Raw genomic sequence first — 25,483 nt, 5'->3', positions numbered from 1 at the left:
CTTAGAAGTCCGCGTCCCATTCCACCCGCATCACGCCTGCATCCAGGTCGATTGCCAGCACGCATTGCTCTGTATAGGGCAACAACCGCTCGCGATCATCCAGGCTGCCCGCGCAGGGCTTGACCACCAATACATCGTTCGCGCCGGTCTCCAACAGGTGATCAACCTTGCCGAACAATTGCTCGTCCTGGTTGATGACGCTCAGACCCTGCAACTGGTACCAGTAGTACTCGTCGCCTGTCAGGTTGGGCAAAAGGCTTCGCGAGATGCAAATCTCATAACCGCTCAGAAGACGGGCTTCATCGCGATCGTCGAGGCCTTTGAGCTTGGCAACCAGATCCTTTTGAGTGGATCGGCCGCTGACCAGCTCGACCTGTTTCACCACGCCTTCGCGCCGAAGCGTCCAGTTGCAGTAGTCCAACAGGTTTTCAATCGGATCGGTAAAGGAAAAGACCTTCACCTCGCCGCGAACGCCGTGAACCGAAAAAATCTTGCCGACAACGATCAGGTCATCAGCTTTTTCTGGCGTCGCGCTCATACTGCTCAGGCTGCAGCCTTGGCAGATTCCTTCAGCAACTGAGCAACACGCTCAGAAGGCTGTGCACCAACGCTCAGCCAGTAGGCTACGCGCTCTTGGTTCACGGACAGACGGATTTCCTGACCACGGGCAACAGGGTTGAAGAAGCCAACCTGTTCTTTGTGGGAGCCGTCACGCGGGTTACGCGAGTCGGTTACGGTCAGGTGGTAAAACGGGCGCTTTTTGGAGCCGCCAAGGGCAAGACGGATTGTTAGCATGTGAACATCGTTCCTGTAGTCGGTGCTGCAAATCTAAATGCACAGCGGGCATGGGTGCCCGAAAGGCCGCATATTCTAAGGAATATCCGGACTTTTGCAAATGACTTTTTCCGGCGCCTATGGCATGCCGTGCGGATTTGCATATAGAGCCGTCGATGAAAACGGCCAGTCAGCTCCCGCCGAGTGCGGGTTTGCTGTTGATCCTGCGTCCTTGCAGGGTCTGCGCCGGTGCGACGACCGGCGAAGTCTTAGTGTCCTGGTATCACATTTTTGGCATGCCGCCGCCGGGCAACATTCCGCCCATGCCGCGCATCATTTTCGCCATACCGCCTTTGGCGGTGAATTTCTTCATCATCTTCTGCATCTGCTTGTGCTGCTTGATCAAGCGGCCGATGTCCTGCACCTGAGTGCCGGAACCCATGGCGATCCGGCGTTTGCGCGAACCGCTGATCAGCTCAGGGTCGCGGCGCTCGGCCGGGGTCATGGAGTTGATGATGGCTTCCATCTGTTTGAACTGCTTCTCTGCCGCGTTCTGGGCATTGCCCATTTGCGACAGGTTGACGCCGCCGATGCTCGGCAGTTTGTCCATGAGCCCGCCGAGGCCGCCCATGTTCTTCATCTGTTGCAGCTGATCGCGGAAGTCTTCGAGGTCGAAGCCCTTGCCCTTCTTCAGCTTCTTGGCCAGTTTGTCGGCCTTGTCCTTGTCGAGGGTCGCTTCAGCCTGTTCGATCAGGCTGAGCACGTCGCCCATGCCGAGGATCCGCGAAGCGATACGCTCAGGGTGGAACGGATCGAGCGCTTCGCTCTTCTCGCCCATACCGATGAACTTGATCGGCTTGCCGGTGATCGCGCGTACCGACAGCGCGGCACCGCCACGGGCATCGCCGTCGACCTTGGTCAGGATCACACCGGTCAGCGGCAGCGCATCACCGAAGGCCTTGGCCGTGTTGGCCGCGTCCTGACCGGTCATGGCGTCAACCACGAACAGGGTTTCCACCGGGTTGATCGCGGCGTGCAGCGCCTTGATCTCGCCCATCATCTCTTCGTCGATGTGCAGACGACCGGCGGTGTCGACGATGACCACGTCGATGAATTTGAGTTTTGCTTCTTTAATAGCCGCGTTGGCGATGTCGACCGGCTTCTGGCTCAGGTCGGACGGGAAGAACGTCACGCCGATGTCGTTGGCCAGGGTTTCCAGCTGCTTGATAGCAGCCGGACGGTAAATGTCCGCCGACACGACCATCACCGACTTCTTCTTGCGTTCTTTAAGGAAGCGCGCGAGTTTGCCGGCGGTGGTGGTTTTACCGGCACCCTGCAGACCGGCCATCAGAATGACGGCGGGCGGCACGGCGCTCAGGTTCAAGTCTTCGTTGGCCGCGCCCATCAGGCTTTCGAGTTCGGCCTGGACGATCTTCACGAATGCCTGGCCCGGCGTCAGGCTGCGCGACACCTCGGTGCCGACAGCGCGCTCCTTGACCGAATTGACGAAGTCCTTGACCACCGGCAGGGCGACGTCGGCTTCGAGCAACGCCATGCGCACTTCGCGCAGGGTGTCTTTGATATTGTCTTCAGTCAGCTTCGCCTTGCCGGTGACATGGCGCAGCGTCTGCGAGAGACGGTCGGTTAAGTTTTCAAACATTGCGCGATCCTTTCAGGCCCTGTGTAGACCGGGATAATGGCGGCCCAGACCGGATTCAACATGTGCTCGGCGAGCCTGCGGCGTGGGCAGGTCGCGGATTATAGCGAAGACTGCGTCGGGCGGACACCTCGCACTTTCGTGGTGTGGCGGTTCTATGCCAAACTCAGCGCCTTTCGGGCCTGCCTAACAGGATTTATGCTCCCCTTGTCACCCAGTTTGCTGACTACCATCGCCGCCGCGCTTCTTTATGCCGCTGCGACCCTTTATCAGGGCACCCGCCTGGCCTCCGGCGCCAAGGCGAACAAGCGCCTGCTGGTTACGCTCGGCATCCTCGCCGTGCTCGCCCACAGCGCCAGCCTGCTCACTCACCTGCTGACGCCGATCGGCCTGGGCCTGGACTTCTTCAGCGCCGCCAGCCTGATCGCCGCGGCCGTCATCGCGCTGACGCTGCTGGCCTGCTCGCGGATCCCGGTGGAAAATCTGTTGGTACTGCTGTTCCCGCTCGGCGCGGCGACGGTGCTGCTGGCGCAGTTCGCCCCGGCCGGCACGGTACAGATCATCGACGAAGAGCCGGGCATCCTCGCTCACATCCTGCTGTCGATCCTTGCCTACGGCATGTTCACCATCGCGGTATTCCAGGCCTTGCTCTTGCTGGTGCAGGATCACCAGCTCAAGCACAAGCACCCGTCGGGCCTGATCAAGAATTTCCCGCCGCTGCAAACCATGGAAAGCCTGCTGTTCGGCTTCCTCTGGGCCGGCTGGACGCTGCTGTCGCTGTCGCTGATCTCCGGCTGGCTGTTCGTCGAGAACCTGTTCGCCCAGCATCTGGTGCACAAGACCTTGCTGGCGTGTCTGGCCTGGATCGTGTTCAGCGTGCTGCTGTGGGGCCGTAATCGCCTCGGCTGGCGCGGCCACAAGGCGATTCGCTGGACCCTCGCCGGTTTCTGCCTGCTGATGTTGGCGTATTTCGGCAGCAAGCTGGTTCGTGAATACATCCTGCACATCTGACGGGCGGCATAAATGGACGGTTTGCCCATAGGGCCGATGCTCGCGGTATTTGTCCTGCTGATTTTATGGTCGGGGCTGTTTACCGCCGTCGAAATCGCGCAGCAGCACTTGCTCGCGCAACGCACCGCCTCGCGCGCCAGCGATAAACCGCTGGCGAAGCTGAGCTTCCCGCTCGACAGTCTGATCCTGTGCAACACCCTGTGCCGCGCCCTCGCGGTAATCATTGCCACGCTGCTGGCGATCTTCCTCTGCGAAGAGAACGGCCCGTGGGCCGCCTGCCTCGGCGCCGGCGCCGTATTGCTGGTGTTTGCCGATTACTTTCCGCGCACCGTGGCCCAGCGCTACCCGGATGCGGTGCTGTCGTTCGGCAATACCCTGCTGGCGGTTCCGCTGAAGATTCTTTACCCGCTGGCCTGGCTGCTGAGCCGCATCAGCGGTTTGCTGCTGCGTCCCTTCGCGCGCAAACCCCAAGTGGTGCAGCAAAGCGAAGACGAAGAACCTGCAGGCCCTGACGACGACCCGGAACACCCGTCTCGCGCCCACCCGGTTTCCGGGATCCACGCGCTGGACAACATCACGGTCAACGACATTCTGGTGCCACGTAGCGATGTCGACGGCATCAACCTCGACGACTCGATCGAAGCGATCATCGAACAACTGCGCCAGAACAAACGCACGCGCCTGCCGGTGTTCCACAGCGACATCAACCAGGTCGAAGCGGTGCTCAACACCCGGCAGATCCGCCATCTGCTCAGCGATGGCCGACTAACCCGCGAAGCGCTGCTGGCGGCCAGCTACGAGCCGTACTTCGTTCCGGAAAGCACGCCGCTGCAACTGCAACTGCTGAACTTCCACAAGCAGCAGCGCCGGCTGGGCATGGTGGTGGACGAGTACGGCGAAGTGCTGGGCATCGTTACCCTGGAAGACATTCTCGAAGAGATCGTTGGCGAATTCGAAAGCGAGCACAGCCTCGACAACCCGCACATCCATCCGCAGCCCGACGGGCGCATGGTGATCGACGGCACCGCGTCGATCCGCGAGTTGAACAAATGCCTGGGCTGGCACTTGCCGAGCGACGGGCCGAAAACCCTCAACGGCCTGGTGACCGAGGCGCTGGAGACCATTCCGGACAGCGCGGTGTGCCTGAAGATCGGGCGTTATCGGCTGGAGATCCTCGAGACCGAGGACAACCGGGTGAGCAAGGTGTTGATCTGGCATACAAGCTCGGTGCCTGCCAAGGTCTAAGAGCTGCTGTGGCGAGGGAGCTTGCTCCCGCTGGGTTGCGAAGCAGCCCTGGCTTTTGATTTACCCACAGATTCATGCGGCCGCTTCGCGCCCGAGCGGGAGCAAGCTCCCTCGCCACAGAAAGCCCGACAGCAGCGATCTTTGCTCTTGTTCATTCGTTAGCCCCCTTCCTATAATCGAGCCGCTTACCCGAGCGCCGCCGAGCCCTGTGCTTACCCCGCACGCCAACGGTTTCGGTAATTTTCCGCACTACCCCGACGACTGTTCCTACTCGAAACAGCGCTCGCGTCTCATCCCACATCCCTGGGTGTTCAACCATAATAATTCGCTCCAACGGAGCCATGACTGTCAGGGATCACCGCATGACGACCAGTACCGCTTACAGCGCCACCGCGCCTGCCCAGCCGACCAACTCCGCCACCCGCGTGGCAACGGCGAGTTTCATCGGCACCGCCATCGAGTTCTACGACTTCTACGTTTACGCCACCGCCGCTGCACTGGTGATCGGGCCGGTGTTCTTTCCGCAGACTTCCGGCACCGCGCAGATGCTCTCGGCGTTTCTCACCTTCGGCATCGCCTTCCTCGCCCGGCCGCTGGGTTCGGCGCTGTTCGGCCATTTCGGTGACCGCATCGGGCGCAAATCGACACTGGTCGCCTCGCTACTCCTGATGGGCGTGTGCACCACGCTGATTGGCGTGCTGCCGGGTTACGACAGCATTGGCGCCTGGGCCCCGATTCTGTTGTGCGTGCTGCGTTTCGGTCAGGGTCTGGGATTGGGTGGTGAATGGGGTGGCGCGGCGCTATTGGCGACGGAGAATGCGCCCAAGGGCAAACGGGCGTGGTTCGGCATGTTCCCGCAGCTTGGCCCGTCGATCGGTTTTCTCGCGGCCAATGGGTTATTCCTGACCTTGGCGATGACCCTCGATGATGAGCAGTTCCGCAGTTGGGGCTGGCGGATTCCATTTCTGCTCAGCGCGGCACTGGTGATGGTTGGCCTGTATGTGCGTTTGAAACTTCACGAAACGCCGGTGTTCGCCAACGCGATTGCTCGTCAGGAGCGAGTGAAAGTGCCGCTGGTCGAGCTGTTCAGCCAGTACTGGGCACCAACCCTGCTCGGCGCGGCGGCGATGGTGGTGTGCTATGCGCTGTTTTACATCTCGACGGTGTTTTCCCTGAGCTACGGCGTATCCACCCTCGGCTACAGCCGTGAGACGTTCCTTGGACTGTTGTGCTTTGCCGTGCTGTTCATGGCCGCGGCAACACCGTTGTCAGCATGGGCCAGCGACCGTTACGGGCGCAAACCGGTGTTGATCGTCGGCGGTGTGCTGGCGATTCTGTCCGGATTCCTGATGGAGCCGTTGCTGACGCAGGGTTCGACCTGGGGCGTGGCGCTGTTCCTGTGCATCGAGCTGTTCTTGATGGGCGTGACGTTTGCCCCGATGGGTGCGCTGCTACCAGAACTGTTTCCGACGCACGTGCGCTATACCGGCGCATCGGCCGCTTACAACCTCGGCGGGATCGTCGGCGCCTCGGCGGCTCCGTTCTTTGCGCAGAAACTGGTGGCGATGGGTGGTTTGAGTTATGTCGGCGGGTATGTGTCGGCGGCAGCAGTACTCAGCCTGATTGCTGTGCTGTGCCTTAAGGAAACGAGGAATAACGATCTGAATCAGGTTGCCTGACAGGAGATCAAAAGCTTCGCGAGCAAGCCCGCTCCCACATTGGAATGCATTTCCCTGTGGGAGCGAGCTTGCTCGCGAAAGCCGCGCCTCGGTTTACAGCTCTACAACAACAGCCTGAGCAGCACGAGTCGCTTTCGCACGCGCCGCCTCAATCGACTCATCCCGCGCCAACGCCACGCCCATCCGGCGCTGACCGTTGACCTCAGGCTTGCCAAACAGACGCAACGCCGTATCCGGCTCGCTCAGCGCTGCGCCAAGGTTGGCGAACGCGGTCTGGGTCGACTGCCCTTCCACCAGAATCACCGCCGAAGCCGAAGGGCCGAACTGACGGATCAGCGGCACCGGCAGACCGAGAATGGCGCGCGCGTGCAGGGCAAACTGCGACAGGTCCTGAGAAATCAGGGTCACCAGACCGGTGTCATGCGGGCGCGGCGAGACTTCGCTGAACCACACCTGATCGCCCTTGATGAACAGCTCGACACCGAACAGCCCGCGACCACCCAGGGCCTCGGTCACGGCTTTGGCCACGCGCTCGGACTCAGCCAGGGCAATCGGGCTCATGGCCTGTGGCTGCCAGGACTCCTGATAGTCGCCCTTCTCCTGACGGTGACCGACCGGTGCGCAGAACGTGGTGCCGCCGATGTGGCGCACGGTCAGCAGAGTGATTTCGTAGTCGAAATCGATGAAGCCTTCGATGATCACCCGACCTTTGCCGGCGCGACCGCCTTCTTGCGCGTACTCCCAGGCTTTCTGCACGTCATCGGCGCTGCGCAGCAGGCTCTGGCCTTTGCCCGACGAGCTCATGACTGGCTTGACCACGCACGGGAAGCCCAGATCCTGAACGGCTTTGCTGTAATCCTCGAAGGTGTCGGCAAAGTGGTACGGCGAAGTTGGCAGATCCAACTCTTCAGCGGCCAGGCGACGGATGCCTTCGCGGTTCATGGTCAGTTGGGCGGCGCGGGCGGTCGGGATCACGGTGAAGCCTTCGGCTTCCAGTTCGACCAGCGTGGCGGTGGCGATGGCTTCGATTTCCGGCACGATGAAGTGCGGCTTCTCGGCCTCGATGACTGCACGCAGCGCGGCGCCGTCGAGCATGTTGATCACGTGGCTGCGGTGCGCAACCTGCATGGCCGGCGCGTTGGCGTAACGGTCGACGGCAATCACTTCAACGCCCAAGCGTTGCAGCTCGATCACCACTTCCTTGCCCAACTCACCACAGCCACACAGCAATACGCGGGTCGCGGTCGGCGACAATGGAGTTCCGATACGGGTCATCTCAGGTCCTCAAAGAAGCGGATCATCGAGGAAAGCAACGCCAGCCGCGCTTTCCATGGGGAGAAAGCGCGGCATTTTACATGAACCGCAGGGTTTGGCTCAGCTGGCGACAGCCTGTTTGCGCTCGCGCCAGGCCATGATCAGCCAGACGGCAGTGACGCCGGCGAACTTCGAGGCCAATGCGGTGATGATCACCGGTGGCGTCATCAGGTCGATCATGCCGAAGAAGATGAAGGTATCGAGGGGAATGCTCAGCGCCGAGCTGATCCACAGGCGGTCGCGCAACGGCCGTTTGGTGACGCTGAACACCAGCCAGTCGATGATCTCGGACACCGCGAACGCTGTGGCGCTGGCCAAGGCGATGGATGGATCAGAAGTGACGTATGACAGCACCAGCGCCGCCAGCATCGCCACCAACGCACCGTGGCCGAATCGGGTTTGCACCATGTCGCGCAACACGAACACCAACCCGCCCCAGGCCGACCAGATGATGTCCAGGTGTGGCGCAGTGGAAAAGGCGAAGTTGATCAGCACGACGCTGCTGATGTAGGCGATGAGGAAAATCATGGTGGCGACCTGAGAAATTGGCGCACAGGTTACTTCAGGGCTTGGTGTGGGGCCAATAAGAAGTGGCGACTGTTCTGGCCTCTTCGCGAGCAAGCCCGCTCCCACAGGGGAATGCATTTCAAATGTGGGAGCGGGCTTGCTCGCGAAGGCGGGCTGTCAGGCGCCTGATTTTCCGGGAATCATCCACACCAACCCACTCGCCTTCGCCCGCTCATGACACAACCCCAGCACCACGCGCCGCTCGTCGTTGGTCATCCGGCCCCAGCGGGTGATCTCAGCGACGGTGCGCTGGCAACCGGTACAGATATCGTCTTCATCCAGTGCGCAGATATTCACACACGGCGAGGCAACCGGTCTTTCGGGAGTACTCATTCTTCCTGCTCGACCAGATCTCGCGCATAGCGCTGCGAGTTATGCACATAGTGCGCGGCGCTGGCTTCGAGCATCTTCTTCTGCGCCTCGGTCAGTTCACGCACGACCTTGCCCGGTGAGCCCATCACCAGCGAGCCATCGGGAATTTCCTTGCCTTCGCCGATCAGCGAATTGGCGCCGATGATGCAGTTCTTGCCGATTTTCGCGCCGTTGAGAATCACCGCGTTGATGCCGATCAGGCTGTAATCACCCACGGTGCAACCGTGGAGCATGGCGTTATGGCCGATGGTCACGCCCGTGCCGATGGTCAGCGGATAGCCCATGTCGGTGTGCATCACCGTGCCGTCCTGGACGTTACTGTTCTTGCCGATCAGGATCAGCTCGTTGTCACCGCGCAGCACGGCGTTGAACCAGACGTTGGCGCCCTCTTCGAGCTTGACCTTGCCCACCAGCACGGCATTGGGCGCGACCCAGCTCTGTGGATGGGTTTCGACGCGGGCGTCGCCCAGGCGGTATTTCATCTTGTTTTCCTCAGGCTCACGAACGGGCCATTCGAGCGATGGCTTCAGGTGTTGATATAGCTTTTGGGCGGATGATGCAGGCTGATCTGTTCGTCATAGAGCAGATTGATCAGTTCGACGATCATGATAGCGGTCAAACCCCAGATCTTGAATTCGCCATAGCGATAACTCGGCACGTACCAACTGCGGCCCTGGTAATCGATACGATGCGTGTGTTCGCGCGGGTCTTTGCGGAAGAACTCCAGCGGCACGTTGAATACTGCGGCGATCTCGGCATCGTTGGCCTGGTATTCGACGAAGTCCGGGATCACCCCGACATACGGCGTGACCTTGATGCCATGCAGGGAGATCAGCGGGCTGAGCGGGCCGATCACCTCGACCAGTCCCGGTGGCAGGCCGATTTCTTCCTCGGCTTCGCGCAGGGCGGTGAAAATCAGGTCGGGGTCTTCCGGATCCCGGCGTCCGCCGGGAAAAGCCACTTCGCCGCCGTGGGTCGAGAGGCCGCTGGCGCGCAGGGTCAGCACCAGCTCGGGTTCGTCACTGCGAGTGATCGGCACCAGAACAGCGGCCTCGGGGAAACGTTTATCGGTCTCCAGCGTGCGCGGTGTGTGGTTGCTTACCCTATGCAGTAGCTCGTCCAGCATGAGTGTTCTCGATCTGTGCCTTACCCTGCATCATGCACCAATCATTGCAGCCGCCCAAGCCCCTCGCCGGGCCATGTCGCGAAACGACAACTTGCCGACCGGCACCGCTGCACGCCAAGATAGGCGCAGCATTCAGGAACCCCAGCATGAAATTTTGCAGTCAGTGCGGCAACCCGGTGACCCAGCGCATTCCCGAAGGCGACTCGCGGCTGCGATTTGTCTGCGACAGCTGTCAGACCATTCACTATCAAAACCCCAATATCGTTGCCGGTTGCGTCGCGACCTGGGGCAGTAAAGTGCTGCTCTGCCGCCGCGCCATCGAGCCACGGCTCGGTTACTGGACGTTGCCTGCCGGTTTCATGGAAAACGGCGAAACCATCGAGCAGGCCGCGATCCGCGAAACCGCCGAGGAAGCCTGCGCCCGAGTGCGTAATCTGAGCATCTACACGCTGATCGACGTGCCACACATCAGCCAGGTGCACGTGTTCTTCCGTGCCGAACTGGCCGATCTGGACTTTGCCGCCGGGCCCGAAAGCCTCGAAGTACAACTATTCGACGAAGCCGACATCCCGTGGGACGAGCTGGCTTTCCGCACCGTGGGGCGTACCTTAGAATGCTTCTTCGCGGATCGTCGGGTCGAGGCGTATCCGGTTCGTTCGGAATCGATTCCGCCGTTGGTCCAGCCTGCCATTAGCTGACTCAAAGAATCCAAAGATCAAAAGATCGCAGCCTTAGGCAGCTCCTACACTTAACATTGCGTCACTCCTTGGGGAATCGTTTCAATGCGCTGGTTGCTTGCCCTGTTTTGCCTGTCGTTCGTCACCGTGTCCCAAGCGTCCTTCGTGACCACCGTGACGCCGTCGGATACCCCGCTGATCGAAAAGATACTGGTGCTCAAATCGGCGCATCAACTGCAGTTGATTTCCGGCGGCAAGCCGATCAAGACCTATCGCATTTCCCTGGGCAAGGGCGCGAAAAAAGGTCCGAAACTGATTGAAGGAGACAAACGCACGCCCGAAGGCTTCTACTGGATCGACTGGCGCAAGGTCAGTGAAAAATTCAATCTGGCGATGCACATTTCCTACCCGAACATCAGCGATTCGGCCCGTGCCCGCCGTGAAGGCGTCGAGCCTGGCGGGATGATCATGATCCACGGCACCCCGGATTCGGAAGAAACTCCGGAAGACCTGTTCCACACTCTGGACTGGACCGACGGCTGCATCGCCATGCGCAACATGGACATGCGTGAAGTCTGGGGTCTGGTGCCGGACGGTACGATGATCGAGATTCGCCCTTAATCAGCGACCACCGGTCACCCACAAAAAAATAAATCAAAAGATCGCAGCCTGCGGCAGCTCCTACAGGGTTGATACCACTTCCCACTGTAGGAGCTACCGCAGGCTGCGATCTTTTGCTTTTTAAAGCCCACCACTAATACCACTTAAAACCACACCCCCAAAAACCCGCCATTTCATTGGGCCATAGGCCGATTCGACGCGTTGACATGGTATTCAAGTGGTATTAATTTCCGCCCCACAAGCGAGCCACAACAATCCTATACTCGCGTCGGAAATGACCTACATGAACGACCTCCAGGCCCTACGCCCAGATGACTCCCAGCCGACGCCGCTGTACCTGCAGCTGGCGCGCAATCTGGAATCGGCGATCCATTCCGGGCAGTGGAAGGCCGAGCAGGCGATGCCGTCCGAGCGCAACCTCAGCGAGCAACTGGGGATCTCCCGGGTCACCGCGCGCAAGGCGCTGGAAGTGCTGCTCGATCAAGGTCTGATCCGCCGCCTGCAAGGTTCCGGCACCTTCATCACCCCCCGTCTGGAACAACCGCTGTCACGCCTCTCGGGCTTCAGCGAAATGCTCCGCCTCAAGGGTTTCGTCCCCAGCTCGCAGTGGCTGGAGCGCGAAATCACTCTGCCGACTCACGAAGAACTGATCCGCCTGAGCCTGTCGCCGAACGACAAGGTCGCGCGCATGAAACGCCTGCGCAAGGCCGACGACACCGTGATGGCCATCGAGATGAGCACCCTGCCCGCCTCGATCATGCCCAAGCCGCAATTGGTCGGCGATTCGCTCTACGAATACCTCGACGGCATCGGCAAACCGATCGTCCGCGCCCTGCAGCACATCCAGGCGATCAACGCCTCGGACGAATTCGCCGCGCTGGTCGGCATCGCCCCCGGCACCGCCATGCTGCTGATGACCCGGGTCGGCTATCTGGAAGACAACACGCCGATCGAAGTCACCGACACCTATTGCCGCAACGACTACTACGACTTTGTTGCAGAGCTGCGTCGTTAAGAGCGGCCATAAGCGAGAACCGAAATGTCCGAAGACAACATCCTCACCGCCAGCGGCTGGGTTCGCGGCCGGCTGATTCACGAACACGGCAAAGTCGTGTCGATCGAAGGCGTGCCCTGCGACCCGGCCGACAATGACCTGCCCTACCTGCTGCCGGGTTTCATCGATCTGCACGTCCACGGCGGCGGTGGCAAAGACATCATGGAAGGCGCCAGCGCCTTCGAAACCATCACCAAAACCCACGTGCGTTTCGGCACCACCTCGCTGCTGGCCACCACCATGACCGCGCCGAGTGCCGAGATCTCCAGCGTGCTGAAAGAGGTCGGCGAGTTCTGCGAACAGCGTCCGCAAGGTGCCGCCCGGGTGCTTGGTGTGCACCTCGAAGGCCCGTATATCAACCCCGGCAAACTCGGCGCGCAACCGAACTTTGCCCACACCGCGTTGATGGCCGAAGTCGAGGAATACCTGGCGCTGGCGCCGATCCGGGTGATCACCATCGCCCCGGAAATCGCCGGTCACGACGGGTTGATTCGTGAACTGAGCAGCCGCGGCATCCGCATGCAAATCGGCCACACCCTCGGCAGCTATGAGGAAGGCGTCGCCGCCCTGGATGCCGGCGCCACCAGCTTCACCCATTTGTACAACGCCATGAGCCCGCTGCATCACCGCGAGCCGGGGATCGTCGGCGCCGCGCTGGCCCACGCCAAATTCGCCGAGCTGATCCCGGACTTGCTGCACGTGCACCCCGGTGCGATCCGCGTGGCCCTGCGTTCGATCCCGTGCCTGTATTGCGTCACCGATTCGACCGCGGCCGCCGGCATGCCCGACGGTGAATACAAGCTCGGTAGCCACACCGTGACCAAATGCCTGGGCGGCGTGCGCCTGCCCGACGGCACGCTGGCCGGCAGCACCCTGACCATGGATCAGGCCCTGCGCAACCTGGTGAAGATCGGATTGCCGATCGCCGAGGCCTCGCAGCGTCTGTCGCAATTTCCCGCCGACTACCTCGGCATCACTGAACGCGGGCGCCTGCAACCGGGGGCCTGGGCCGACTGCGTGCGGCTGGATCGCTCACTCACACTGACCGCCGTCATGGTCGAAGGAGAAGACATTGACTTCAAAAATGCTTGAAGAGGCGCTGTCCTCGTTCGAGGCCGTGCAAGCCCAATTGCAACAGCTCGACCCGCAGATGATCGAGATCGCCGGGCGCCTGCGCCGTCAGCCGCCGCAAGTGGCGATGACCGTTGCGCGCGGCAGCTCCGACCATGCAGCGAGCTACTTCGCCTACCTGACCATGCAGCAACTGGGCGTACCGGTGGCGTCGTTGCCGATGTCGGTGGTGACCATGCAACAGGCGCCGCTGAAGGTCAGCGGTCAGGTGGCGTTCGCGTTCTCGCAATCGGGGCAGAGCCCGGATCTGGTCAACAGTCTGCGACTGTTGCGCAAGCGTGGCGCCCTCAGTGTGTCGATGGTCAACGCCGCCGATTCGCCACTGGAAGCGGCGTGTGAGTTCAGCCTGCCGCTGCTCGCCGGCACCGAAAGCAGCGTCGCCGCGACCAAGAGTTTTATCGCCACCCTCAGCGCCAGCGCCCGCCTGATCGCGCACTGGAAAGAAGACCGTGAACTGCTGGAAGCGCACAACGCCCTGCCCGAAGGACTGCGCGACGCGGCACAGCAGGACTGGAGCGCAGCAGCCATCGATGCCTTGCGCGATTGTGAGCGTCTGATGGTCATCGGCCGTGGTGCCGGTTTCGCCATCGCCCAAGAGGCCGCGCTGAAATTCAAGGAAACCTCGTCGATTCAGGCCGAAGCGTTCAGCAGTGCCGAAGTCCGTCACGGCCCGATGGCGTTGATCGACGAGCATTACCCGTTGCTGGTGTTCGCCCCGCGCGGTGCCGAACAGGCCGGTCTGATCAGCCTTGCGGCAGAGATGCGTCAACGCGGCGCCCGTGTGCTGCTCGCGGCGCCGGACGACATCCTCGAACGCGACCTGACCCTGAGCCGCGCCGAGCACCCGGCCCTCGATCCGATCCTGGCGATCCAGAGCTTCTACGTGATGGCCGCAGGTCTCGCCGTGGCCCGCGGCATGGACCCGGATCAGCCGCGCCACCTGAGCAAAGTGACCCGTACGCATTAACCACTGCTGAACGATGCACAACCCTGTCGGCGGACGCGAAAACCGTTGATTGATGCACAACCCTGTAGGAGCTGCCGCAGGCTGCGATCTTTTGATGTTGTTTTTTAAATCAAGATCAAAAGATCGCAGCCTGCGGCAGCTCCTACGGGGGAAAGCGAAATTACTGATGAGACCGAGCCATGCACAACAACAATAAAGAGCTGACCCTCAGCGCCCCGCTCAGCGGCCCGGTGCTCACGCTCGCCAAAGTCCCGGACGCGGTGTTCGCCAGCGGCGCGATGGGTGACGGCATCGCCATCGACCCGCTGAATGACACTCTGTATTCGCCCTGCGCTGGAGAGATCATCCACGTCGCCCGTACTGGCCACGCCCTGACCGTGCGCGCTGACAACGGTGCAGAAATCCTCCTGCACCTGGGCCTCGACACCGTTGAACTGAACGGCGAAGGCTTCTCGATGCTGGTCAAGGAAGGTACGCGGGTCAGCAACGGCCAGCCGTTGTTGCGCTACGACCTGGACCAGGTCGGCCAGCAGTGCAAAAGCCTGGTCAGCCTGTTGATCCTGACCAACAGCCAGGATTTCCAGGTGCGCCCGATCACCCTCAAAGCGGTGAAGGTCGGCGAGCCGTTGCTGCACATCATTGCCCGCAACGGTGCGGCTGCGAATGTTGAAGAAACTCGCGGGCCTGAGGTGCGTGGACAAGTGCTGGTGGCGCATCGCGGCGGTCTGCATGCGCGCCCTGCCGCACTGATTCGCCAGACCGCACAAGGCTTCAAGTGCCAGTCGCAGCTGCACTTCGCCGGTAAATCGGCGCCGTGCAACAGCCTGATCGGCCTGATGGGACTGGCCATCGGCGAGCAGGATGAAGTACACGTCAGCTGTCAGGGGCCGGACGCCGAAGCTGCACTGCAAGCAATGCTGAATGCGTTGGCGACCGCCCTGCCGGATGATCATCACGCCGCTGCACCGGTCAACGCCGCACCGAGCAAGCGTCCGGCCGAGACTGGCGTGCTGCAAGGTGTGTGCGCCGCACCAGGACTGGTCGGCGGGCCGCTGTTTCGCCTGAACGCGATCAGCCTGCCGGCAGATACGGGCAGTCATGATCCGCTGGTGCAACAGCAGGTGCTTGAGTCGGCGCTGAAGCAGGTGCGCGGCGAAATCCACGCCACTCTCACCCAAGCGAAAAAGCACAAGAGCACCGACGAGGAAGCGATCTTCGCCGCACATCTGGCACTGCTCGAAGACCCGGCCCTGCTCGACGCTGCGCAGCATTCCATCGATCAAGGCACAGCGGCGACCCACGCGTGGAGCCATTCGATCGACGTGCAGTGCGAAGTGCTGCAACACACCGGCAGCGCGCTGCTGGCCGAACGCGCCAACGACCTGCGCGACCTCAAGCAACGGGTGCTGCGCGCCCTGCTTGGCGAAGCCTGGCATTACGAGGTGCCGGCCGGGGCCATCGTCGCTGCGCATGAACTGACGCCGTCGGATCTGCTGCAACTCAGCGCCCAAGGTGTCGCCGGGTTGTGCATGGCCGAGGGCGGCGCGACTTCGCACGTGGCGATTCTGGCGCGCGGCAAAGGTCTGCCGTGCCTGGTTGCACTGGGCGCCGCTTTACTCGATCAAGCACAAGGTCAGTCGGTGGTGCTGGATGCCGATGGCGGCCGCCTCGAACTGACGCCGAACGCCGAACGCCTGGCCGAAGTGCAGCAGGCGCAAATCGACCGTCAGCAACGCCGCGATGCGCAACAGGCCAAGGCCCACCTGCCCGCTGAAACCCGCAATGGCGTGGCCATCGAAGTGGTCGCCAATGTCGCCTCCAGCCATGAAGCGGCAGACGCCTTTGCCAACGGCGCCGATGGCGTCGGCCTGCTGCGTACCGAGTTCCTGTTCGTCGACCGGCAGACCGCGCCGGACGTCGACGAGCAGCGCGCCGCCTATCAAGCCGTGCTCGATGCCATGGGTGAGCACTCGGTGATCATCCGCACCATCGACGTCGGCGGCGACAAGCAACTCGACTACCTGCCGTTGCCCGCCGAAGCCAACCCGGTCTTGGGCTTGCGTGGCATTCGTCTGGCCCAGGCCCGTCCGGAAATCCTCGATCAGCAATTGCGCGCACTGCTGCAAGTCAGCCCGCTGCGCCGTTGCCGGATCCTGTTGCCGATGGTCACCGAAGTCGACGAACTGCTGCACATCCGCCAACGGGTCGATGCGCTGTGCCTGGAGTTGGGCATCAATCAGCGCCCGGAAATCGGCGTGATGATCGAAGTCCCCGCCGCTGCCTTGCAGGCCGAGCAACTGGCTGAACACGCCGACTTCCTGTCGATCGGCACCAACGACCTGTCGCAATACACCTTGGCCATGGACCGCGACCACGCCGGCCTCGCCGCTCGCGTCGATGCCCTGCACCCGGCGCTGCTGCGGCTGATCGCCATGACCTGCGCAGGTGCGGCGGTGCACAAGCGCTGGGTCGGCGTCTGCGGTGCCCTCGCCTCCGATCCGCTGGCGACACCAGTGCTGATCGGTCTGGGCGTGACCGAGCTGTCGGTGAGCCCGGTGCAAATCGGTGAAATCAAGGATCGCGTGCGCCAGTTGCACGAGGCCGAATGCCAACGCCTCAGCCTCGATCTGTTGAAGCTCAACAGCGCCGCTGCGGTTCGTCACGCCTGCCACCAGCATTGGCCTCTGCACTAACAACAAGCTCTCTATAAAGAGCAGGGAGAACCACCATGTACCAACTCTTCATCGAAGGCCTGCAACGCCTCGGCCGCGCGCTGATGCTGCCGATCGCGATTCTGCCGATCGCCGGGCTGCTGCTGCGTCTGGGTGACACCGACCTGCTGAACATCGCGATCATCCACGATGCCGGGCAAGTGATCTTCGCCAACCTGGCCATGATCTTCGCCATCGGCATCGCCGTCGGGTTCGCCAAGGACAACAACGGCACCGCAGGCCTGGCCGGGGTGATCGGTTACCTGGTGATGATCTCCACCCTCAAGGTGCTCGACCCGAGCATCAACATGGGCATGCTCGCCGGGATCGTCAGCGGCCTGATGGCCGGCGCGCTGTACAACCGCTTCAAGGACATCAAGCTGCCGGAGTACCTGGCGTTCTTCGGCGGCCGCCGGTTCGTGCCGATTGTCACCGGGTTCGCGGCGGTCGGGCTGGGCGTGGTGTTTGGCTACATCTGGCCGCCGATCCAGCACGGCATCAACAGCTTCGGCACTCTGATGATGGAAAGCGGCAGCATTGGTGCGTTCGTGTTTGGCGTGTTCAACCGCTTGCTGATCGTCACCGGCCTGCACCACATCCTCAACAACATGGCGTGGTTCGTGTTCGGCAACTTCACCGACCCGACCACCGGAGCACTGGTCACCGGCGACCTGTCACGCTACTTCGCCGGCGATCCAAAGGGCGGCCAGTTCATGACCGGCATGTTCCCGATGATGATCTTCGGCCTGCCCGCCGCGTGCCTGGCGATGTACCGCAACGCGTTGCCGGAGCGCCGTAAGGTCATGGGCGGGATCTTCCTGTCGATGGCTTTGACGTCGTTTTTGACCGGGGTGACTGAACCGATTGAATTCGCCTTCATGTTTTTGGCGCCGTTGTTGTATCTGCTGCATGCGCTGCTGACCGGCCTGTCGATGGCGATCACCAATGCGCTGAACATCCACCTCGGTTTTACCTTCTCCGGCGGCTTCATCGACATGGTGCTGGGTTGGGGGCGCTCGACCAATGGCTGGCTGGTGATTCCGGTCGGTCTGGCGTATGCCGTGGTGTATTACGCGGTGTTTGATTTCTGTATCCGCCGCTTCAATTTGAAGACGCCGGGGCGTGAGGATGTGGCGGCGGCTGAAAAGGCAGTTCTCACCGAGAACGAGCGCGCTGCGGCTTACATCAAAGCCTTGGGCGGTGCCGAGAACCTGCTCACCGTTGGCGCCTGCACGACTCGTCTGCGCCTGGAAATGGTCGATCGCAACAAGGCTTCCGACGCTGACTTGAAGGCTCTGGGTGCGATGGCCGTGGTACGCCCGGGCAAGGGCGGCAGCTTGCAGGTTGTGGTCGGGCCATTGGCCGACAGCATCGCCGACGAAATCCGCCTCGCCATGCCGGCGCTGGGGCGTGCGTTGGTGGCTGCGCCTGCGGTGGTGGTCGAGGAATCGAAAGCTGCAATGGTCGCTGCACCGGAAGCCCAACAATGGCTGACGGCGTTGGGCGGTAGCGAGAATGTGCTGCAGCTGGACTGCATCGCCCTGACCCGCATTCGCCTGCAACTGGTCGATGGTAAAGCGTTGTCCGAGGCTCAGTTGAAAGAGCTGGGTTGCCAGGGTGTCAGCCCGTTGGAGGGTGGGGTCTGGCATTTGTTGATTGGCGAGAAAGCGGCGAGTTTGAGTGGGGCGATTGAGGCCCTCGTCAATCGAAGTGAGGTTAGTGCCTAGGTTTGAATCGCAATAAAGAGCTGCCGCAGACTGCGATCTCTTGATCCGGATTTTTTTAAAAAGATCAAATGATCGCATCCGTCGGCAGCTCCAGCTGCTTATGAATACCCGCGTTTATTTAAACTCTGTCAACTGTCAGATATGACAGTTGCCTACTCGTACTCCATGTTAATAACCTGCCCGTTAAAGGCGGTGTTTGCTAGTTGACGTCGCCTTGAACTCTTCAACTCACAGTGAAAGGTGACAAAATGGCAATTACCGTCGAAAAGCTGGAAAACCTTCGAAGCGACTTCATCAGACATGACCGGAACAAGGATGGGAAGCTTACCGTTCGTGAGTATGAGCAGGCGATGGCGCCGTACACATCACCGGAGACACTGGCGGCGTTGGTCAAAGAACTCGATGTCGACAATAACGCTGAGATCACCTGGTTTGAGTTCCTTGCGGATTACGTGAACGACGTGATTGGCAGATAAGCGCTTCGTTGGCAGGTGATAGAACAATTCGATCGGGACTTCAATCGCTATGACGCTAACAAGGATGGGAGGGTGTCGTTCAATGAGCTTCTCAACGCAAAGGACGGCTGCAGTACCCCCCGCCAAACTCATTGATGAGCTGACTCTGCTTTATGAACGACATGACGACGACAATGACCGACAACTAACTTGGGATGAGTTTTTTATCAGCTTTGTCAGATCGTTTGAACCATAAGAGAAGGCGACTCTAAAGAAGTGTTTCTTCATATAGATACTTGCCGATTGTTCAGCCGCCCTCGCGAGCAGGCTCACTCCTACAGGGGAATGCGTTTCACCTGTGAGCAAGCCTGCTGGCGATGAACGATAACGCAGTGCTCAGGCTTGTGGATCGACTCGATCCAGCGCGCGGTTTACCGCGAGTTCGGCGAGCATGACGATTTGCTGGATGGCAAGAGCGGTGCTGCGTTGCAGGCCGCTGAGTTCGTTGGCGAAGTTGCTGGCCATGGCACTGGCGCAGGCCAACGATTCGTAGGCGTGGGCCAGCAGGGTTTCGGTGTCGATGCTTGGGTTGACCAGGAACATCGTGCTGGGCTGATGCGCCTGAGCGGGTTGCGGGGTGAAGTAGAAATCGACAGCGCGCTTGATGGCTTCACGGTCTTTCGTCAGGTCTTCGACGCGGATGGCGTCTATGGGTGGTGCTATGGTTTCGTTGGGTGGGTCGGGGATCAGTTTGTCCATCGAACAAGTCCTTTTAAGTGTCGTAGCCACTTGCTCCCGATCTCACTCGGAGAAGAGGTGGCAGCTATGTACGGAGTGAGATTACCGGTAAGGACCCCAAATCCGGCCGGACCGAAGTCCGCCCGTACATAGCCGCCATAATGAATTGCTGACAGCGAAAGCTGGCCGCAATTATGGGGGCACTTGTCTGGGGATCCAAATCGGGTATCTCACCTCCCGGTCGCTGAATTGGCAGCGACAGACAAAGCCTAGAGATCGGACGTCCGAGGGACAACCTGAAAACCTTGTGGGAAGGTTCTTCTGATTCCACACATTTTTAAACACAAAACATCCCACTGTAGGAGCTGCCGAAGGCTGCGATCTTTTGACTTTGGCTTTCCACAATCAAAGGCAAGATCAAAAGATCGCAGCCTTCGGCAGCTCCTACAGGTGAGTACTGCATCAGCTAGAGATTGGTCGGCTGTCAGGCCGCCATCGCTGGCAAGCAGGGCTCCCACAGAGGTTGAGTACATCTGCAATGGATCCGTCAGCTGTCAGGACGCCTTCGCGAGCAAGCCCGCTCCCACAGGTTGAACCCGGCGTATTCAGGTAGAGATCGGTCGGCTGTCAGGCCGCCATCGCCAGCAGGCTGGCTCCTACAACTTAGCAAGCGCACAACCCATGCGGCGAAGCCGCCCCACTCAACAGGATGAGCGTTAGCTCGGCTGCAGCTCTTGATCTTGATCTTGATCCACGGGCGACGTCGGAAGGCTGAGTGGAGGGATTGATCCGGGGGTGGGAGCGCAGCGACCGTTTGGCGAAGCCAAACACAGCGAGAGGAGGTGCAGCGAAGCAAACCGGAGGCGCTGCGCCCGGATCAATCCCGCAGCGAAGGGACCCCGAGCCCCAGCGAGTGGGCCGAACGTAGGAGCAAGCCTTTTGGGTTACCTTTTCGGCGTTTGGAAAAGGTGACTCGCCGTAAGGGCGAAACCGCCAGCCGCCGCACCCGAAGAATCGGATATTCACTCAGTCAGCCAGAGCATGGTCGCCTGTCAGGGCGCCATCGCGAGCAGGCTCACTCCTACAGAAACGCAAATCGCAGCCAACAAAAAACCCGCAGACAATCACTCATCTGCGGGCTTCCCGTTCCAGCGGCAAAAAGATCAGAAATCCTCCAGCCGCCACACCTCATAAGCCGGCGTCTCGTAAGGGTGACTCAACTTCAAAGCCGCCACCACATCACCAATCAACGCGTCACAAACCACAAGCTCAACCTTCCACTCCTCAACCCGCTCAACCTGCCCCGCCTCACCAATGAACGGCTGACTGCCGTGCAAAGGCCGAAACTGACCAGACCCAAGCACCTGCCAAGCACAGTGGTCATAGTCCGCGATCCGCCCACCACCGGCAGCGAATACAGCGTCCTTGACCACCTCGACATGACTGTCAGGAACAAAAAACCCGAGCTTATACACGACGCTTAGTTCACCCAGACACGAGCATTACGGAACATGCGCATCCAAGGAGCATCCTCGGTCCAGTCTTCCGAACGCCACGAGTTCTGCACCGCGCGGAACACCCGCTCCGGGTGCGGCATCATGATCGTCACGCGACCGTCGCGGCTGGTGAGACCGGTAATCCCGCGCGGCGAACCGTTCGGGTTGGCCGGGTAGGCTTCGGTGACCTTGCCGTGGTTGTCGACGAAACGCATCGCCACGCAACCCGACAGATCAGCTTCCAGCAGCGCTTCTTCGCTGGAGAACTCGGCATGGCCTTCACCGTGAGCGATGGCGATCGGCATACGCGAACCGGCCATGCCCTGCAGGAAGATCGAGTTCGATTCCTGGATCTGCACCATCGCCACGCGCGCTTCGAACTGCTCGGAGCGGTTGCGCACAAAGTGCGGCCAGAACTCGCTGCCCGGGATCAGCTCGTGCAGGTTGGACATCATCTGGCAACCGTTGCACACGCCGAGGGTGAAGCTGTCGTTACGTTCGAAGAAGCCCTGGAACGCATCGCGGGCACGGCTGTTGAACAGCGCCGACTTGGCCCAGCCCTCACCGGCGCCGAGCACGTCGCCGTAGGAGAAACCACCGCAGGCCACCAGGCCTTTGAACTCGTTCAGGTCGACGCGGCCAGCGAGAATGTCGCTCATGTGCACGTCGATCGCGTTGAAACCGGCGCGGTCGAACGCGGCGGCCATTTCCACCTGACCGTTGACGCCCTGCTCACGCAGCACGGCAACCTGTGGGCGAATGCCTTTCTTGATGTAAGGCGCGGCGATGTCCTGGTTGACGTCGTAGCTCAGCTTGACGCTCAGGCCCGGGTTGTCTTCTTCCAGCAGCGCGTCGAACTCTTGCTCGGCGCAGTCGGCATTGTCACGCAGACGCTGGATCTGGTAGCTGGTCTCGGCCCACTGACGTTGCAGCAGACGACGCTGGCCTTCGAACACCGTGTCACCGTTGAAGGTGATGTTGATCTGGCCATTGTTGATCGGCTGACCGATCACCGACACGCAGTCGCCCAGACCGGCCGCGCTGAACTGCGCGAGGATGTCCGGAGTGGCGTCCTGACGAACCTGAATCACCGCACCCAGTTCTTCGTTGAACAGGATTGCGGCGATTTCTGCCGAGTTTTCGGCAACGCTGTCCAGGTTCAGGCTCAGACCGCAGTGGCCGGCAAAAGCCATTTCCACCACGGAGGTCAGCAGACCACCGTCGGAACGGTCGTGGTACGCCAGCAGGTGACCGTCGGCGTTGAGGCCCTGGATCACCGCGAAGAAGGCTTTCAGGTCTTCGGCGTCATCGACGTCCGGAGCCTGCTTGCCGAGCTTGCCGTGCACCTGGGCAAGGATCGAGGCACCCATACGGTTCTGACCGCGACCGAGGTCGATCAGGATCAGGTCGGTGGTGCCCTTGTCCATGCGCAGTTCCGGGGTCAGGGTCTGACGGATGTCAGCCACTGGGGCGAAACCGGTCACGATCAACGACATCGGCGAGGTCACGGTTTTTTCTTCGCCGTTGTCGTTCCAGCGAGTGGCCATGGACATCGAGTCCTTGCCCACCGGAATGGTGATGCCCAGCTCAGGGCACAGTTCCATGCCGACCGCTTTCACGGTGTCGTACAGACGCGCATCTTCGCCCGGGTGGCCGGCAGCGGACATCCAGTTCGCCGACAGTTTGATGTCGGAGATCTTGTTGATGCGCGAAGCGGCAATGTTGGTCAGGGTTTCGCCGATGGCCATGCGGCCCGACGCCGGAGCGTCCAGCAGCGCCAGCGGAGTCCGCTCGCCCATGGCCATCGCTTCACCAGTGTAGACGTCGAAACTGGTGGCGGTGACGGCGACGTCGGCCACCGGAACCTGCCATGGGCCGACCATCTGGTCACGGGCCACGAGGCCGGTGATGGTACGGTCGCCAATGGTGATCAGGAAGCTTTTGCTCGCCACGGCCGGGTGATGCAGGACGCGTTCGATGGATTCGCTGATGTCGAGGTTCGACGGATCGAAATCGTCACCCAGCTCGGCTTCGCGAACCACCGAACGGTGCATGCGCGGCGCCTTGCCCAGCAACACTTCCAGCGGCATGTCCACCGGGTTGTTGCCGAAGTGGCTATCCGTGACAGTAAGCTGTGGCTCGGCAGTGGCTTCGCCGACCACGGCGAACGGGCAACGCTCGCGTTCGCAGATCGCCTTGAAGCGCTCGAAGTCGGCCGGGCCGACCGCCAGAACGTAACGTTCCTGAGATTCGTTGGACCAGATTTCGTGCGGGGCCATGCCCGGCTCGTCGTTTGGAATGTTGCGCAGTTCGAAACGGCCACCACGGTCGCCGTCGTTGACCAGTTCCGGGAAGGCATTGGACAGACCGCCCGCGCCCACATCGTGGATGAAGCTGATCGGGTTCTTGTCGCCCAGTTGCCAGCAACGGTCGATGACTTCCTGGCAGCGACGCTCCATCTCAGGGTTTTCACGCTGTACGGAAGCGAAGTCGAGATCAGCCGAGCTGGTGCCGGTGGCCATCGAGGAAGCGGCGCCGCCGCCCAGACCGATCAGCATTGCCGGGCCGCCAAGCACGATCAGCTTGGAGCCGACCAGAATCTCGCCTTTCTTGACGTGTTCTTCGCGGATGTTGCCCATGCCGCCCGCGAGCATGATCGGCTTGTGGTAGCCACGAACTTCGTCACCGTGCGGGGTGCTGATCGACTGTTCGAAGGTACGGAAGTAGCCAGTCAGGGCCGGACGACCGAATTCGTTGTTGAATGCGGCGCCGCCCAGCGGGCCTTCGATCATGATGTCCAGCGCGGTAACGATGCGCTCAGGCTTGCCGTACGGCACTTCCCACGGCTGTTCGAAGCCCGGAATCTGCAGGTTGGACACGGTGAAACCGGTCAGGCCGGCCTTTGGCTTGGCGCCACGACCGGTTGCACCTTCGTCGCGAATCTCGCCACCGGAACCGGTGGACGCGCCCGGGAACGGGGCGATCGCGGTCGGGTGGTTGTGGGTTTCGACCTTCATCAGAATGTGCACCGGCTCCTGCACCGCGCCGTACTGGCGGGTTTCCGGATCCGGGAAGAAGCGGCCGGCGACGTTACCGACGATCACCGAAGCGTTGTCCTTATAAGCGGACAGCACGCCTTCGTTGTGCATCTGATAGGTGTTCTTGATCATGCCGAACAGGCTTTTTTCCTGGCTCTCGCCATCAATATCCCAACTGGCGTTGAAGATCTTGTGGCGGCAGTGCTCGGAGTTGGCCTGGGCGAACATCATCAGTTCGATGTCGTGCGGGTTGCGCTTGAGACCGTTGAAGGCGTTGACCAGGTAGTCGATCTCGTCTTCGGCCAGGGCCAGGCCCAGCTCGGTGTTAGCTTTTTCCAGCGCGGCGCGACCGCCACCAAGGATGTCGATCGCGGTCAGCGGCTTCGGCTCGGCGTGGCTGAACAGACCGGCGGCCTGTTCCAGATTGCCCAGAACGATCTGGGTCATGCGGTCATGCAGCACGTCGGCGATTTGCTGGGCTTCGGCGTCACTGAACTGGCCGGCCACGTAGAACGCGATGCCGCGTTCCAGGCGCTGGATCTTGCTCAGGCCGCAGTTGCGGGCGATGTCGCTGGCCTTGCTCGACCATGGCGAGATGGTGCCGAAACGCGGCAACACCAGAAACAGACGACCGGTCGGCTCTTGTACCGGAACGCTTGGGCCGTACTTCAGAAGGCGCGCAAGCACCTGCTGTTCGTCGCCGGTCAGGACGCCGGTGACTTCGGCGAAGTGAGCGAATTCAGCATACAGGCCACTGACAGCTGGAACCTTCTGGCTCAGTTGCTCAAGGAGTTTGCTGTGGCGAAAGGCAGAAAGGGCAGGAGCGCCGCGCAGGATCAACATCTTCGGGACAGCCTCGGGAAGGGGTGTGCTTTGAGGCCGTGCATTCTAGCCTAAACCGCCCTCAACATCACCCGAAACGCTACGCACGGTTGCACTCGGATATCAATCTGTGTTTCTGCCTTTGAAGTCAAATTCCGAGGGTGCGCGGGCAGCGCTTATTTTTTCTGTCACAAAATGCCGTTCACCCCCATTCCTGCGGGGTTTCGTGCAGTTTTGTGATCTCTAGCAGACAACCCCCTCACTGTCGAGATATGGCGCCCGCAGCCGTTTGCGTATACTG

The 25,483-nt window shown here is 61.0% G+C and carries 23 protein-coding genes; 12 read left to right on the top strand and 11 right to left on the bottom strand.

The window, feature by feature from the left end:
- Nucleotide 1: 1 nt before the first annotated feature.
- The 3 genes from rimM to ffh form a co-directional block, all read right to left on the bottom strand.
- A complete protein-coding gene (gene rimM / locus CKW11_RS16035; RefSeq protein ID WP_095138288.1) occupies nt 2-538 on the bottom strand; it encodes a ribosome maturation factor RimM in 537 nt (178 codons plus the stop codon).
- 5 nt (nt 539-543) lie between these two features.
- Entirely contained in the window at nt 544-795 is a 252-nt protein-coding gene (gene rpsP / locus CKW11_RS16030) for a 30S ribosomal protein S16 (protein ID WP_003185073.1), read from the bottom strand.
- Between the two features lie 262 nt (nt 796-1,057).
- A complete protein-coding gene (gene ffh / locus CKW11_RS16025; protein WP_007967791.1) occupies nt 1,058-2,434 on the bottom strand; it encodes a signal recognition particle protein in 1,377 nt (458 codons plus the stop codon).
- 195 nt (nt 2,435-2,629) lie between these two features.
- Here ffh and CKW11_RS16020 point away from each other — a divergent pair, with 195 nt between their 5' ends.
- From CKW11_RS16020 to CKW11_RS16010, 3 genes are all read left to right on the top strand, one after another.
- Entirely contained in the window at nt 2,630-3,442 is an 813-nt protein-coding gene (locus CKW11_RS16020; protein WP_027610969.1) for an inner membrane protein YpjD, read from the top strand.
- A 12-nt stretch (nt 3,443-3,454) separates the two neighbouring features.
- Nucleotides 3,455-4,687: a transporter associated domain-containing protein gene (locus CKW11_RS16015; protein ID WP_095138287.1), complete on the top strand. Its 1,233-nt coding sequence runs from the start codon at nt 3,455-3,457 to the stop codon at nt 4,685-4,687.
- Between the two features lie 362 nt (nt 4,688-5,049).
- Complete coding sequence (locus CKW11_RS16010) at nt 5,050-6,366, top strand: MFS transporter (RefSeq protein WP_047601383.1); 1,317 nt, start codon at nt 5,050-5,052, stop codon at nt 6,364-6,366.
- Nucleotides 6,367-6,459: 93 nt separating this feature from the next.
- On the opposite strand, the gene purT is transcribed toward CKW11_RS16010, so the two are convergent.
- From purT to CKW11_RS15985, 5 genes are all read right to left on the bottom strand, one after another.
- Entirely contained in the window at nt 6,460-7,641 is a 1,182-nt protein-coding gene (purT, locus tag CKW11_RS16005) for a formate-dependent phosphoribosylglycinamide formyltransferase (RefSeq protein ID WP_041063124.1), read from the bottom strand.
- A 99-nt stretch (nt 7,642-7,740) separates the two neighbouring features.
- Entirely contained in the window at nt 7,741-8,208 is a 468-nt protein-coding gene (locus CKW11_RS16000; RefSeq protein ID WP_095138286.1) for a VUT family protein, read from the bottom strand.
- Between the two features lie 156 nt (nt 8,209-8,364).
- A complete protein-coding gene (locus tag CKW11_RS15995) occupies nt 8,365-8,580 on the bottom strand; it encodes a DUF1289 domain-containing protein (protein WP_095138285.1) in 216 nt (71 codons plus the stop codon).
- Nucleotides 8,577-9,101, bottom strand: a complete 525-nt coding sequence (locus CKW11_RS15990; RefSeq protein WP_095138284.1) for a gamma carbonic anhydrase family protein — start codon at nt 9,099-9,101, stop codon at nt 8,577-8,579. The genes CKW11_RS15995 and CKW11_RS15990 overlap by 4 nt, the downstream gene beginning before the upstream one ends.
- A gap of 44 nt (nt 9,102-9,145) precedes the next feature.
- On the bottom strand, nt 9,146-9,745 hold the full coding sequence (locus CKW11_RS15985) for a CoA pyrophosphatase (RefSeq protein WP_007967803.1): 600 nt from the start codon (nt 9,743-9,745) through the stop codon (nt 9,146-9,148).
- A 146-nt stretch (nt 9,746-9,891) separates the two neighbouring features.
- Here CKW11_RS15985 and CKW11_RS15980 point away from each other — a divergent pair, with 146 nt between their 5' ends.
- From CKW11_RS15980 to CKW11_RS29155, 9 genes are all read left to right on the top strand, one after another.
- Entirely contained in the window at nt 9,892-10,443 is a 552-nt protein-coding gene (locus CKW11_RS15980; protein ID WP_007967805.1) for an NUDIX hydrolase, read from the top strand.
- An 84-nt stretch (nt 10,444-10,527) separates the two neighbouring features.
- Nucleotides 10,528-11,043, top strand: coding sequence for a murein L,D-transpeptidase family protein (locus CKW11_RS15975; RefSeq protein WP_095138283.1), 516 nt, complete (start codon nt 10,528-10,530; stop codon nt 11,041-11,043).
- A gap of 283 nt (nt 11,044-11,326) precedes the next feature.
- Entirely contained in the window at nt 11,327-12,058 is a 732-nt protein-coding gene (locus tag CKW11_RS15970) for a GntR family transcriptional regulator (protein WP_045122308.1), read from the top strand.
- A 24-nt stretch (nt 12,059-12,082) separates the two neighbouring features.
- The gene (gene nagA / locus CKW11_RS15965) at nt 12,083-13,189 is read left to right on the top strand and encodes an N-acetylglucosamine-6-phosphate deacetylase (RefSeq protein ID WP_095138282.1); all 1,107 of its coding nucleotides are present in this window, start codon (nt 12,083-12,085) and stop codon (nt 13,187-13,189) included.
- Nucleotides 13,182-14,195 carry an SIS domain-containing protein gene (locus tag CKW11_RS15960; RefSeq protein ID WP_095138281.1) on the top strand — a complete coding sequence of 338 codons (1,014 nt, stop codon included), beginning with the start codon at nt 13,182-13,184 and terminating at the stop codon, nt 14,193-14,195. Before nagA ends, CKW11_RS15960 begins: the two co-directional genes overlap by 8 nt.
- Nucleotides 14,196-14,374: 179 nt before the next feature.
- On the top strand, nt 14,375-16,888 hold the full coding sequence (gene ptsP, locus CKW11_RS15955) for a phosphoenolpyruvate--protein phosphotransferase (RefSeq protein WP_095138280.1): 2,514 nt from the start codon (nt 14,375-14,377) through the stop codon (nt 16,886-16,888).
- A 35-nt stretch (nt 16,889-16,923) separates the two neighbouring features.
- Nucleotides 16,924-18,633 carry an N-acetylglucosamine-specific PTS transporter subunit IIBC gene (gene nagE / locus CKW11_RS15950; protein ID WP_095138279.1) on the top strand — a complete coding sequence of 570 codons (1,710 nt, stop codon included), beginning with the start codon at nt 16,924-16,926 and terminating at the stop codon, nt 18,631-18,633.
- A 248-nt stretch (nt 18,634-18,881) separates the two neighbouring features.
- Complete coding sequence (locus tag CKW11_RS15945; protein WP_095138278.1) at nt 18,882-19,109, top strand: EF-hand domain-containing protein; 228 nt, start codon at nt 18,882-18,884, stop codon at nt 19,107-19,109.
- A 15-nt stretch (nt 19,110-19,124) separates the two neighbouring features.
- Nucleotides 19,125-19,244 carry an EF-hand domain-containing protein gene (locus CKW11_RS29155; RefSeq protein WP_143500017.1) on the top strand — a complete coding sequence of 40 codons (120 nt, stop codon included), beginning with the start codon at nt 19,125-19,127 and terminating at the stop codon, nt 19,242-19,244.
- A gap of 240 nt (nt 19,245-19,484) precedes the next feature.
- Here CKW11_RS29155 and CKW11_RS15940 read toward each other — a convergent pair whose 3' ends face one another.
- The 3 genes from CKW11_RS15940 to purL form a co-directional block, all read right to left on the bottom strand.
- Nucleotides 19,485-19,847, bottom strand: coding sequence for a DUF6124 family protein (locus tag CKW11_RS15940; protein WP_095138277.1), 363 nt, complete (start codon nt 19,845-19,847; stop codon nt 19,485-19,487).
- A 1,142-nt stretch (nt 19,848-20,989) separates the two neighbouring features.
- Nucleotides 20,990-21,301 (bottom strand): YqfO family protein, encoded by a 312-nt coding sequence (locus CKW11_RS15935; protein ID WP_095138276.1) that lies wholly within the window; start codon nt 21,299-21,301, stop codon nt 20,990-20,992.
- 5 nt (nt 21,302-21,306) lie between these two features.
- Nucleotides 21,307-25,203, bottom strand: coding sequence for a phosphoribosylformylglycinamidine synthase (purL, locus tag CKW11_RS15930; protein ID WP_095138275.1), 3,897 nt, complete (start codon nt 25,201-25,203; stop codon nt 21,307-21,309).
- Between the last annotated feature and the right edge of the window lie 280 nt (nt 25,204-25,483).

It is taken from the genome of Pseudomonas sp. Irchel s3a10, assembly GCF_900187525.1.
GTDB lineage: Bacteria > Pseudomonadota > Gammaproteobacteria > Pseudomonadales > Pseudomonadaceae > Aquipseudomonas > Aquipseudomonas koreensis_G.
Note: the sequence above shows the minus strand (reverse complement) of the source record. Positions and strands in the feature narration are given on the sequence as shown.

What these genes read in the sequence shown, in the direction of transcription:
- rimM (WP_095138288.1), bottom strand. Translation starts at nt 538, where the DNA reads ATGAGCGCGACGCCAGAAAAAGCTGATGACCTGATCGTTGTCGGCAAG.
- rpsP (WP_003185073.1), bottom strand. Translation starts at nt 795, where the DNA reads ATGCTAACAATCCGTCTTGCCCTTGGCGGCTCCAAAAAGCGCCCGTTT.
- ffh (WP_007967791.1), bottom strand. Translation starts at nt 2,434, where the DNA reads ATGTTTGAAAACTTAACCGACCGTCTCTCGCAGACGCTGCGCCATGTC.
- CKW11_RS16020 (WP_027610969.1), top strand. Translation starts at nt 2,630, where the DNA reads ATGCTCCCCTTGTCACCCAGTTTGCTGACTACCATCGCCGCCGCGCTT.
- CKW11_RS16015 (WP_095138287.1), top strand. Translation starts at nt 3,455, where the DNA reads ATGGACGGTTTGCCCATAGGGCCGATGCTCGCGGTATTTGTCCTGCTG.
- CKW11_RS16010 (WP_047601383.1), top strand. Translation starts at nt 5,050, where the DNA reads ATGACGACCAGTACCGCTTACAGCGCCACCGCGCCTGCCCAGCCGACC.
- purT (WP_041063124.1), bottom strand. Translation starts at nt 7,641, where the DNA reads ATGACCCGTATCGGAACTCCATTGTCGCCGACCGCGACCCGCGTATTG.
- CKW11_RS16000 (WP_095138286.1), bottom strand. Translation starts at nt 8,208, where the DNA reads ATGATTTTCCTCATCGCCTACATCAGCAGCGTCGTGCTGATCAACTTC.
- CKW11_RS15995 (WP_095138285.1), bottom strand. Translation starts at nt 8,580, where the DNA reads ATGAGTACTCCCGAAAGACCGGTTGCCTCGCCGTGTGTGAATATCTGC.
- CKW11_RS15990 (WP_095138284.1), bottom strand. Translation starts at nt 9,101, where the DNA reads ATGAAATACCGCCTGGGCGACGCCCGCGTCGAAACCCATCCACAGAGC.
- CKW11_RS15985 (WP_007967803.1), bottom strand. Translation starts at nt 9,745, where the DNA reads ATGCTGGACGAGCTACTGCATAGGGTAAGCAACCACACACCGCGCACG.
- CKW11_RS15980 (WP_007967805.1), top strand. Translation starts at nt 9,892, where the DNA reads ATGAAATTTTGCAGTCAGTGCGGCAACCCGGTGACCCAGCGCATTCCC.
- CKW11_RS15975 (WP_095138283.1), top strand. Translation starts at nt 10,528, where the DNA reads ATGCGCTGGTTGCTTGCCCTGTTTTGCCTGTCGTTCGTCACCGTGTCC.
- CKW11_RS15970 (WP_045122308.1), top strand. Translation starts at nt 11,327, where the DNA reads ATGAACGACCTCCAGGCCCTACGCCCAGATGACTCCCAGCCGACGCCG.
- nagA (WP_095138282.1), top strand. Translation starts at nt 12,083, where the DNA reads ATGTCCGAAGACAACATCCTCACCGCCAGCGGCTGGGTTCGCGGCCGG.
- CKW11_RS15960 (WP_095138281.1), top strand. Translation starts at nt 13,182, where the DNA reads ATGCTTGAAGAGGCGCTGTCCTCGTTCGAGGCCGTGCAAGCCCAATTG.
- ptsP (WP_095138280.1), top strand. Translation starts at nt 14,375, where the DNA reads ATGCACAACAACAATAAAGAGCTGACCCTCAGCGCCCCGCTCAGCGGC.
- nagE (WP_095138279.1), top strand. Translation starts at nt 16,924, where the DNA reads ATGTACCAACTCTTCATCGAAGGCCTGCAACGCCTCGGCCGCGCGCTG.
- CKW11_RS15945 (WP_095138278.1), top strand. Translation starts at nt 18,882, where the DNA reads ATGGCAATTACCGTCGAAAAGCTGGAAAACCTTCGAAGCGACTTCATC.
- CKW11_RS15940 (WP_095138277.1), bottom strand. Translation starts at nt 19,847, where the DNA reads ATGGACAAACTGATCCCCGACCCACCCAACGAAACCATAGCACCACCC.
- purL (WP_095138275.1), bottom strand. Translation starts at nt 25,203, where the DNA reads ATGTTGATCCTGCGCGGCGCTCCTGCCCTTTCTGCCTTTCGCCACAGC.